The 11,399-nt window shown below is 31.0% G+C and carries 11 protein-coding genes; all 11 read left to right on the forward strand.

Annotated elements, in window-relative coordinates:
• The first annotated feature begins 68 nt into the window (after positions 1-68).
• Entirely contained in the window at positions 69-1,400 is a 1,332-nt protein-coding gene (rimO, locus tag DWW96_RS09190; protein ID WP_117910205.1) for a 30S ribosomal protein S12 methylthiotransferase RimO, read from the forward strand.
• A 19-nt stretch (positions 1,401-1,419) separates the two neighbouring features.
• The gene (gene pgsA, locus DWW96_RS09195; RefSeq protein ID WP_117910195.1) at positions 1,420-1,953 is read left to right on the forward strand and encodes a CDP-diacylglycerol--glycerol-3-phosphate 3-phosphatidyltransferase; all 534 of its coding nucleotides are present in this window, start codon (positions 1,420-1,422) and stop codon (positions 1,951-1,953) included.
• 239 nt (positions 1,954-2,192) lie between these two features.
• The gene (locus DWW96_RS09200) at positions 2,193-2,669 is read left to right on the forward strand and encodes a CinA family protein (protein ID WP_117910196.1); all 477 of its coding nucleotides are present in this window, start codon (positions 2,193-2,195) and stop codon (positions 2,667-2,669) included.
• A gap of 99 nt (positions 2,670-2,768) precedes the next feature.
• Positions 2,769-4,058: an aminotransferase gene (locus DWW96_RS09205; protein ID WP_117910197.1), complete on the forward strand. Its 1,290-nt coding sequence runs from the start codon at positions 2,769-2,771 to the stop codon at positions 4,056-4,058.
• Positions 4,059-4,543: 485 nt separating this feature from the next.
• Positions 4,544-5,587: a recombinase RecA gene (gene recA / locus DWW96_RS09210; RefSeq protein WP_022089045.1), complete on the forward strand. Its 1,044-nt coding sequence runs from the start codon at positions 4,544-4,546 to the stop codon at positions 5,585-5,587.
• A 1-nt stretch (position 5,588) separates the two neighbouring features.
• The gene (locus tag DWW96_RS09215; RefSeq protein WP_022089046.1) at positions 5,589-6,203 is read left to right on the forward strand and encodes a regulatory protein RecX; all 615 of its coding nucleotides are present in this window, start codon (positions 5,589-5,591) and stop codon (positions 6,201-6,203) included.
• A 165-nt stretch (positions 6,204-6,368) separates the two neighbouring features.
• Positions 6,369-7,922, forward strand: coding sequence for a ribonuclease Y (gene rny, locus DWW96_RS09220; RefSeq protein ID WP_243003058.1), 1,554 nt, complete (start codon positions 6,369-6,371; stop codon positions 7,920-7,922).
• A 128-nt stretch (positions 7,923-8,050) separates the two neighbouring features.
• The gene (gene proC / locus DWW96_RS09225; RefSeq protein WP_022089048.1) at positions 8,051-8,848 is read left to right on the forward strand and encodes a pyrroline-5-carboxylate reductase; all 798 of its coding nucleotides are present in this window, start codon (positions 8,051-8,053) and stop codon (positions 8,846-8,848) included.
• A gap of 56 nt (positions 8,849-8,904) precedes the next feature.
• Positions 8,905-9,447 (forward strand): NUDIX hydrolase, encoded by a 543-nt coding sequence (locus tag DWW96_RS09230; RefSeq protein ID WP_117910198.1) that lies wholly within the window; start codon positions 8,905-8,907, stop codon positions 9,445-9,447.
• A 53-nt stretch (positions 9,448-9,500) separates the two neighbouring features.
• Positions 9,501-10,049 (forward strand): hypothetical protein, encoded by a 549-nt coding sequence (locus DWW96_RS09235; protein WP_117910199.1) that lies wholly within the window; start codon positions 9,501-9,503, stop codon positions 10,047-10,049.
• A 235-nt stretch (positions 10,050-10,284) separates the two neighbouring features.
• Positions 10,285-11,169, forward strand: a complete 885-nt coding sequence (xerD, locus tag DWW96_RS09240; protein WP_117910200.1) for a site-specific tyrosine recombinase XerD — start codon at positions 10,285-10,287, stop codon at positions 11,167-11,169.
• Positions 11,170-11,399 lie beyond the last annotated feature (230 nt).

Genomic DNA, 11,399 nt, shown 5'->3' on the forward strand with positions numbered 1-11,399 from the left:
GAGGCTTTTGTAGAATGACATATAGAATGATTCATTTTACAAAAGTCTCTTGTTTTGTAGGAGATAAAATGAAAATCTTATTTATTTCATTAGGTTGTGATAAAAACTTAGTTGATTCAGAGCACATGATAGGACTTTTAGAAAAAGCAGGTTATGAATTTACTTCTGATGAAACTGAGGCTGATATTATAATTATAAATAGTTGTAGTTTTATTAAAGATGCAAAAGAAGAAAGCATTGAAACAATATTTAATATGGCAAGAATGAAAGAAGAAGGAAATTGTAAAGCTTTGGTTTTAGCAGGATGCCTTGCGCAAAGATATCATGAAGAAATTAAAGATGAAATTCCTGAAATAGACATTGTTGTTGGTACTACGGCTATTGATGATATTGTAACTATAGTAGAAGATTATTTTAATAAGAATGAAAAAAAGCAATATATTAAAAATATAAATCTATTAGCCGGTACAAAAGCACCACGTGGTAATGCTGGAACAGACAGATATGCTTATTTAAAAATTGCAGAAGGTTGTGATAAACATTGCACATATTGCATTATTCCAAAAATCAGAGGAGACTATAGAAGTGTGCCAATGGAAGATTTAATTGCTGAAGCAAAAGATTTAGCTAAGTCAGGCATACGCGAGTTGATTTTGGTTGCCCAGGAAACAACAATGTATGGAAAAGATATATATGGAGAAAAAAGACTTCATATTTTATTAAAGGAATTATGCAAGATTGAAGACATCGAATGGATTAGAGTGTTATACTGTTATCCGGAAGAAATATATGATGAATTGATTCATACCATTGCAAGTGAAGATAAGATATGTAATTACTTAGATATTCCTATTCAGCATGCAAGTGATAATGTATTAAAACGGATGGGACGAAGAACAACTAATCAGGAATTAAGGGATGTTATTGCAAAACTAAGAAAAGAAATACCTGACATAGTACTTCGTACAACTTTAATTACTGGATTTCCCGGAGAAACACAAAAGGATCATGAAATTCTTATGAATTTTGTGGATGAAATGGAATTTGAAAGATTAGGTGTATTCACATATTCAAAAGAAGAAGGAACACCTGCTGAAAAGATGGAAAATCAGATTCCGGAAGAAGTTAAAGAAGAACGTAGAGATGAAATTATGGAACTTCAACAGGAAATTGCCTTTGATTTTTCTGAAAAAATGATTGGAAAGGTTATGAAGGCTTATATTGAAGGAAAAATTTCAGGAGAAAACGCATATATTGCAAGAACATATATGGACATACCGGGTGTCGACAGTAATGTTTTTGTAATTACCGATGAAGAATTAATGACGGGTGATTTTGTAAATGTATTAATTACAGGCTCAAATGATTATGATTTGATAGGTGAACTTCAATACAAATAGATGAGAAGGAGATAAAAAGATGAATTTACCAAATAAACTAACGGTTTTCAGGGTGATTTTAATACCGTTTTTTGTATGTTTTATGTTGGCTGATATTTTTGGAGGTATAGACAAATATATCGCTGTTGGAATATTTATTGTTGCAAGTTTAACAGACTTACTTGATGGAAAGATTGCAAGAAAATACAATCTTGTTACAAATTTTGGGAAATTTATGGATCCATTAGCAGATAAATTGTTGGTAAGCGCTGCTTTAATTTGTTTATCAGAAAGTAAAATTCCAGTATGGATTGTAATTATAATTATCAGTAGAGAATTATTTATCAGTGGATTTAGAACACTTGCTGCAGATAAAGGAGTTGTTCTTGCTGCAGGTTGGTGGGGTAAATTTAAAACAACATTCCAAATGATTATGATTATTGTATTAATTATTGATTTGCCTTATACATTTATGGGAGTTATAGGAACTGCTTTAATATATATATCATTAGCTCTCACGATTATTTCAATGGTAGATTATGTATATAAGAATGTAGATGTACTAAAGGGGTAATATTTTAAAAATATTTATATGTACAACAAATATACGTTGTCTGAAATAGTCAGGCATTAAGCTTAAAATAAATTAAGTAAAAATAAAAGGATAGGTGTCTGCTTAAGTAGGCATCTATGTTTTTATATAAATATATTTGGCTGGTTTTAATGCAGTATGCTAATAATAAAATCCCACAACTGACCGGGAGAAAGGAGTATTCAATTAATATATAAGATAATTGAAATGGATGGAATAAAATGAATTTAGAGGAAAGATTAGTTAAAATGTTATTAGATAGAAACGAAAAAGTTTCTACAGCAGAATCATGTACAGGAGGCTTAGTGGCTGGAAAGATTGTAAATGTTTCAGGAGCATCTGAAGTATTTGACGAAGGATATGTAACTTATGCTAATAAATCAAAAGCAAAATTATTAGGGGTAAGTAAAGAAATTTTGGACAATGAAGGAGCTGTAAGTAAAGAATGTGCAATGGAAATGGCAATTGGATGCGCAAAAGCAGCAAATGCCCAGCTTGGATTATCCACAACCGGAATTGCGGGACCGGGAGGAGGAACACCTGATAAACCTGTAGGGTTAGTTTATTTTGGATGCTATTATAATGGAGAAGTTTCCTGTGAAAAGCATATATTTAAAGGAGATAGATATGAAGTACGTACTCAGGCTGCAGATAAAATTTTGGAAATTGCCTTAAATAAAATGACTTTAAAAAGTTAAGTAAATGCTATACAAAACAAAATATTATAAAAAATGATTGAATAATACTTAATTTTATTATAGAATCTTATAGACGAAAAAAGGATAGGAGGCCCACTAATGTTTTATAATGAATATAGCAAAGAAAAATTGCAGGAAGAATTAGAAGGACTTTACAAAGAGTACAATAAGATTAAGGAATCCGGAATTAGTTTGGATATGTCAAGAGGAAAACCGGGACCTGACCAATTAGATTTGTCAATGGATATGTTAGATGTATTTAATTCAGAAAGTGATTTAAAGGCATCAAACGGTTTCGATTGCAGAAATTATGGTGTTTTAGACGGAATTCCGGAAGCTAAAAAAATGATGGCTGATATTATGGAGTGTAATCCGGAAAATGTTATTATTGGCGGAAATGCAAGTCTTAATTTAATGTATGATGCAATTTCGAGAGCATATACACATGGAATTATGGGTGAAACTCCTTGGTGTAAATTAGATAAAGTAAAATGGTTATGTCCGGTGCCTGGATATGACAGACATTTTGGTATTACAGAACATTTCGGTATTGAAATGATAAATATTCCACTTAAAGAAGATGGACCTGATATGGATATGATTGAAGAATTAGTTTCTAAAGATGCATCTATAAAAGGTATTTGGTGTGTACCAAAATATGAAAATCCAACAGGATTGTCTTATTCAGATGAAGTTGTAAAAAGAATGGCAGCACTTAAACCGGCAGCTAAAGACTTTAGAATTTTCTGGGATAATGCATATGCTATTCATCATTTATACGATGAAGAAGAAAAACAGGATACTATATTAAATATTATTGATGAATGTAAAAAAGCAGGAAATGAAGATATGGTGTACGAATTTGCATCAACATCGAAAGTTACATTCCCAGGTTCAGGGATAGCTGCGATAGCTTCATCTGTAGCAAATGTTGATGAAATTAAGAAGAGAATGTCAGTACAGACAATCGGATTTGATAAAATGAATCAGCTTCGTCATGTAAAATATTTCAAGAATGCTGAAGGTGTAAAAAAACATATGGCTAAACATGCAGCTAAATTAAGACCAAAGTTTGAAGCAGTATTGAAAATGCTTGATGCTGAATTAGATGGATATGGAATTGCTACATGGACAAAGCCAAATGGTGGATATTTCATATCTTTTGATGTTATGGAAGGCTGTGCAAAGAAAGTAGTAAATATGTGCAAAGAAGCAGGAATGGTTCTCACAGGGGCAGGAGCACCTTTCCCATATGGAATAGATCCTAAAGATAGCAATATTAGAATTGCACCATCATATCCTTCACCTGAAGAATTGATCGATGCAAGTAAAATATTGATTGTTTGTACAAAAATTGCAGCAATTGAAAAATTGCTTGAAACTAAGTAAAATAATAATATTTTGAAATATTAGGATTAAGTTTGCTTTTGATGTCATTATGCAATTATTATTTTTGATAATTTATGATAAAAAATAAATCTAAAAATAAATATATAAATAAGCCGTATGAGTAATTAGTGCGATAGAATGCAACATAATTTTCATACGGCTTTAATTGTATCCGGACGAATGTTTGAAGATGGAATCGTTAGTTGTCATGCATTGGAGAGACTAATCTTATGGTTTGATTAGGATTGGTTTGTAACTATTCAAATATATACTTAAATTGTTAATTGTCTGTAATATATATTTAAAATGCTGATTGTGACGATAAAGTTTTAATAAAAATATTTAAACAATAAATTTAATATTGCAATTTAAATATAAAATGTGATATTATAATAGCGTCCGTAATAAAAAAAGGTTGACATTGGTTCAATGTTATAATAAGATAATAACATAACGAACATAAGTTCGAACAGAAAGGGAACGAAATGAATAAAGAAGATAAATTAAAAGCACTCGATGCAGCGATTGCTAAGATTGAGAAAGATCATGGTAAAGGATCAATTATGAAACTTGGGGATTCAAGGGCGCAGATGAATGTAGATTCAACACCTACAGGTTCATTAAGCCTTGATATAGCACTTGGAATTGGAGGGATTCCTAAGGGAAGAATTATTGAAATATATGGCCCTGAATCAAGTGGTAAGACAACGGTTGCATTACATATGATTGCTGAAGTACAGAAACAGGGCGGAGTTGCAGGGTTTATTGATGCTGAACATGCACTTGATCCGGTTTATGCTAAGAATATTGGTGTTGATATAGATAATTTATATATTTCACAGCCTGATTTTGGTGAACAGGCATTAGAAATTGCCGATACAATGGTTCGTTCAGGAGCAGTTGATATAATTGTTGTTGATTCAGTTGCGGCATTAGTTCCTAAAGCTGAAATTGATGGCGAGATGGGTGATACACATGTAGCACTTCAGGCAAGACTTATGTCACAGGCATTAAGAAAATTAACAGGTGTTATAAATAAGACGAATTGTTCTGTTATTTTCATTAACCAGTTAAGAGAAAAAGTTGGGGTTATGTTTGGTAATCCGGAAACCACAACAGGTGGTAGAGCATTGAAATTCTATTCATCTGTAAGACTTGATGTTAGAAGAGTTGAAACATTAAAAGCAGGTGGAGAGATGATTGGAAACCGTGCTAAAGTAAAGATTGTTAAGAACAAAGTAGCTCCTCCGTTTAAAGAAGCTGAGTTTGATATTATGTTTGGTAAAGGAATATCTAAAGAAGGAGATATTTTAGATTTAGCATCTAAAATTGGAGTTATTGTAAAGAGTGGCGCATGGTATGCATATAATGGTGAGAAGATTGGTCAGGGTAGAGAAAATGCCAAGATATATCTAAGAGAACATGAAGCTGCTATGAACGAAATAGAAAAGAAAGTTCGTGAACATTTTTCTTCACATGATGAGGAAAGTGAATCAGAAAAGCAGGATAATGGTAAGGTAGAGGAATAACATGCACTATATTACTGAAATAAAAGATATAGGAAAGAAATGTAGAATTATAATCGATGACGATATCGTAGTTCAATTATATAAAGGAGAAGTTCGAAAACTGGGAATAAAAGCAGATTCTCAGTTTTCGAATGAGTCTTATAATGAAATGTATAATATCTTAAATAAGAGAGCGCGTGAGCGCTCATTATTTTTATTAAAAGATATGGATAAGACAGAAAAACAGATAAGAGATAAGTTAAAATTAGGTGATTACCCGGAAGATATAATAAATAATGCAATTGAATTTTTAAAGAAATATGGTTATGTAGATGATATACGATATGCGAAACTCTATATATCCTCTAAACAAAATTCGAAAAGTATAAAACAAATAGAACTTGAATTATATAAAAAAGGAGTTAATAAGGAAAATGTCAGTAAAGTTCTTTTAGAAATGGATTTATCTAATGAAGAGGCATTAAATAAATTAATAGAAAAGATTATAAAAAAATATGATTTGAATGATAAAACACAGTATAACAAGATGTGCAGATATCTGTTAGGAAAAGGATTTTCTTATGGAGAAATACAGGAAGCACTATTTAAGTACACCAACTATGATACGGAATGGTAATGCACAAATGTTAGTTTGTTCAATTAATATTTATACAATATGTAGTAAGAAATGATGGTATATGTGACAGGATAAGTACCCCTTTTTACTTGACATAACATTGATTTGGGAGTAAAATTAATTTGTTGTGTTTGTACAATGAAAATTTAATAAGGAGGTGCTCCTGTGAAACCAGAATTAGTGGCTATTATAGTAGTTGCAGTCGCAGTTGTATTCTCTATTATTTCCTCAGTTATCACTTCGTTATATAGAAAGAATGTAAGTGAAAAGAAGATTGGAAATGCTGAAAGCAAAGCAAGAGAAATCATAGATGAGGCAATTAAAACAGCAGAATCTAAGAAGAAAGAAGCTTTATTAGAAGCAAAGGAAGAAAATCTCAAGACAAAGAATGAGTTAGACAAGGAAGTAAGAGAACGCAGAGCTGAGATTCAACGTTACGAAAAAAGAGTTCTTAACAAAGAAGAAACCATTGATAAAAAGATGGATAGCTATGAAAAGAAAGAAGCTGCACTTAAGGTTAAAGAGGAAGAGTTAGCTGTTATGAAAGCTAAAGTTGAATCACTTAATGAGCAGCGTGTACAGGAATTAGAAAGAATCTCTGGATTAACCTCCGAACAAGCAAAAGATTATTTATTGAAAACTGTTGAAGAAGAAGTAAAACATGAAACAGCGAAATTAATCAAGGAAAATGAAGCAAGAGTAAAGGAAGAATCTGAAAAGAGAGCTAAGGACATAATTGTTAATGCAATTCAAAAATGTTCAACAGATCATGTTTCAGAAACTACAATTTCAGTTGTAAATCTTCCTAATGATGAAATGAAAGGTAGAATTATTGGTAGAGAGGGAAGAAATATTAGGACAATAGAAACTCTCACTGGTGTTGATTTGATTATAGACGATACACCTGAAGCAGTAATTCTTTCAAGTTTTGATCCAATTAGAAGAGAAGTTGCAAGAATTGCACTTGAAAAGCTGATTGTAGATGGACGTATTCATCCGGCCAGAATCGAAGAGATGGTTGAGAAAGCTCAAAAAGAAGTTGAAACAATGATTAGAGAAGAGGGTGAAGCAGCATCCTTAGAAGTTGGAGTACATGGATTACATCCTGAACTTATAAAACTCTTAGGAAGAATGAAGTTCAGAACAAGTTATGGACAGAATGCCTTAAAGCATTCAATTGAAGTTGCTCATTTATCAGGGTTGATAGCAGCTGAAATCGGATTAGATGTTCGAGTTGCTAAGAGAGCAGGTTTATTACATGATATAGGTAAATCTGTTGACCACGATATGGAAGGAACACATATTCAGTTAGGTGTTGATATTTGTAGAAAATACAAAGAATCTGCAATTGTAATTAATGCAGTTGAAGCACATCATGGTGATGTTGAACCTGAAAGCCTTATTGCCTGTGTAGTTCAGGCAGCTGATGCGATTTCAGCGTCAAGACCGGGTGCTAGAAGAGAAACACTTGAAACATACACAAACAGATTAAAACAGTTAGAAGATATTACGGACTCATTTGAAGGAGTTGAGAAGTCTTTTGCTATTCAGGCAGGAAGAGAGATTCGAGTTATGGTAGTACCTGAGAAAGTATCTGATGCTGATATGGTACTCATGGCAAGAGATATTTCTAAACAGATAGAAGCTGAGTTAGAATATCCTGGTCAGATTAAAGTTAATGTAATTCGTGAAAGCAGAGTAACAGATTATGCTAAATAGATTTTAATTACATAATCATTCGGCTATACGAAATAATACTTTATAAAATTATAAAAAAGTGCAAGTTAATTGCACTTTTTTTTTATTATGATATACTTTTACAGAAAAGATGTTGGAGGTAAATATATATGGCTAAAATTGGATTTATCGGAATGGGTAATATGGGATATGCAATGTTAAAGGGTGCTTTACGTGAATTTGATGTACAGGATATTGTATTTTATGATGTAAATGTAGATAGAATGAAGCAGGTTTCTAATGAAACTAAAGTTGATTATCTTGATTCTAATGTACATGTTGTACGTAGTGTTAAATATTTAATACTTGCGGTTAAACCTCAGTTTTATAATGATGTCTTAAAAGATATAGCAGATGAAATAGAAAAAGAAAATGTTGTTATTTCCATCGCACCGGGAATTACAATTAAACAATTGAAAGACAGAATTGGATTTGATGCAAGAATTGTTAGAGCAATGCCCAATACTCCGGCGTTAGTTGGTGAAGGTATGACAGGAGTTGCTTATAATCCTACAGAATTTAATCTGGAGGAAAAACATATTATTGAAAAGATATTTAAAGCAATTGGTAAGATGAAAATTGTTAATGAAAAACTTATGAGTGCAGTTACATGTGCTAGTGGAAGTTCACCAGCATATGTATTTATGTTTATTGAAGCACTTGCAGATGGAGCAGTAAGATGTGGTATGAGCAGACAGGATGCATATGAATTTGCAGCTCAGACAGTTTACGGCTCAGCAAAGATGGTTTTAGAAACAAAGGCACATCCGGGAATCTTAAAAGATATGGTTTGTTCGCCGGCAGGAACAACAATAGATGCTGTTAAGGTTTTAGAAGATAATGGATTTAGAAGTGCAATTATGAAAGCAACAGAAGCTTGTTTTGATAAGTGTGAAAATATAAAATAATTTGTCGTTTTTTATAAATGTCTATTTGATTTTTGAAATATGGAGTGGAGAAATATATGAAGGAGTTTAATAGAATAAATAGAGAAATTGTTTATAAAGGTGCCATAATTGATTTTTGTAAGGATACAATTATTACACCGAAGAATCATACTGTGAAATGGGATTTGATAAAACATAAAGGTGCTGCAGCAATTATTCCTGTAACGAATGATGGAAGAATAATTATGGTGAGACAGTGGAGAAATGCAGTAGACAAGTTTTCATTGGAAATTCCGGCAGGAGGTTTAGATGGAGCAAATGAACCTACTAAAGTATGTGCAGCCCGTGAACTTGAAGAGGAAACAGGTTATACATCTGAAAAAATCGAATTTTTACAGACATTAATTCCTGCAATAGCATATTCTCAGGAAAAAATAGATGTATATGTTGCTTTTAATTTAAAAGTGTCTCAGCAGAATTTCGATGAAGACGAAGATATTACATTAGAAATATATTCTGTAGAGGAATTATTAGAAAAGATTATGAAAAATGAAATTAACGATGCCAAAACTGTTTCGGCAATTTTAACATATTATAATAAGTATTGTTGTAATAAGTGATAAAATAAATGTAATTGCATATTATATAATACACTTTAATGAAGAGTGATTATATGGTAAGATGGCAGTTCTCAAAAACTAAATTTAGAATCTGTGCATTTATACTCGGAAATATTATAGGATTTATGATGTTTAGGTATTTATGGACAGATTCTTATTTTGTAAATAAATATTGTGAAAGTTTGTTGATAGATAGAAAGTTTGTTCAAATAAAATTAGATAGTATGATTTTTTTTACTATATATTACGAAATGAAAAAAATGATATTTCTAAATTTTATTGGAATAACGAAATATAGAAAATATTTTATAGATATATATATTGTTTATGTTGGTTTAACTTTTATGATTCAGTTATGTATGTTGTTGAAAAGACCTGGGTTTATTTTCATAGTATCAGTATTTATATATATATTGGAAAAAAGTCTTCAATTGCTTTATGTTCTTTTTATCGAAAAATATATGATTAATTATGAACAACAAACAAAAACAAACATAAAATATAAATGCGTTATTATGGGAAATCTCCTTTTCATAAATATAGGATTTATAGGAATTCTTAGTTCCTTTATTGCATTTATATTTAAAATTATATTTTTTTAATAAAATATTTTGACCAATATGTAGTTGATTAAAAATGAATCAAACGATATATAGTGTATTTATTGCAAAAATAATATATTTATATAATTTTGAATGTAAATAGATGCAAAAATGTGTTTGATTTTATCGTAAAAGAAATATATAATTAATAGTAATCGACTATAAAATGACACATAATATGCGACTATAAAATCTTTTGTGTGATGTTGTTTTAGGATGAATTAGGAGACGGAATATGCATTTGGAAATTGAAAAATTTATAATAAAATTGCATAAAGAAAAAGATATTTCTGAAAATACTGAATTATCATACAGAAGAGATTTGAAGAAACTTGTGGATTATTTAGAAAATAAAGGAATAGATGATTTTAAACAGATAAATGAGAGTGATTTAGTTGGATATGTTGAATGTTTGCATAAATTAGGACGTAAATCATCTACTATAACAAGATCAATAGTAAGTATAAAATCCTTTTTTAACTATCTGTTTAACGAGGGATTGGTCGAGAAAAACTATGCCTTAAAATTAGTAGCTCCTAAAATAGAAAAACATGCACCTAATGTATTGACTTTAAATCAGGTTGATGCACTTTTAAGTGCACCTAGTGGAGATACTCCAAAAGAATTGAGAGATAAAGCAATGCTAGAATTACTTTATGCTACAGGAATGAGAGTTACAGAGATTATCACATTAGAATTAAAAGATGTTAATCTTGAGTTAGAATATGTAGTTTGTCATGACAGAACAAAAGAAAGAATGATTCCATTTGGTAGCGATGCAAAAAAAGCATTAGTAATGTATCTGAGAAATGGAAGAGATTATTTGCTTGGCGATAATGAAAGTGATTGCCTGTTCCTTAATTGCTCAGGAAAAACAATGAGCAGACAGGGCTTTTGGAAAATTATAAAACAGTATGGTAATAAAGCGGAAATAGATATGGAAATCACTCCGCATGTGTTAAGACATACATTTGCAACGCATTTAATTAATAATGGTGCAGCATTAAAGTCTGTACAGGTTATGCTTGGACATTCAGATGTGTCAACAACCCATATGTATTTGAATGCTGAAAACAGGCAGATAAGGGAAGCTTATGATAGGGCACATCCTAAAGCATAGGTTATATAAAAGAGTAATTAGTATACATAAATTGAATGCAATAAATAAAACTGTGGTTGATAAAGCCATGGTTTTTATTATCCGGTAAAGTTTTAGATAGTTTAATATAGAAAAATCCGACAGTACTAAAATGTGATATGCTCCCTGTCAAGTAGACAGATGAAATATCTAAAAATAAGAGTCTGTGAAATAAAGTCTGTAAATAGACATTCTATGATAAGTGATGGAGC

The organism is Eubacterium sp. AF17-7 (assembly GCF_003461285.1).
Taxonomy (GTDB): domain Bacteria; phylum Bacillota; class Clostridia; order Lachnospirales; family Lachnospiraceae; genus Eubacterium_U; species Eubacterium_U album.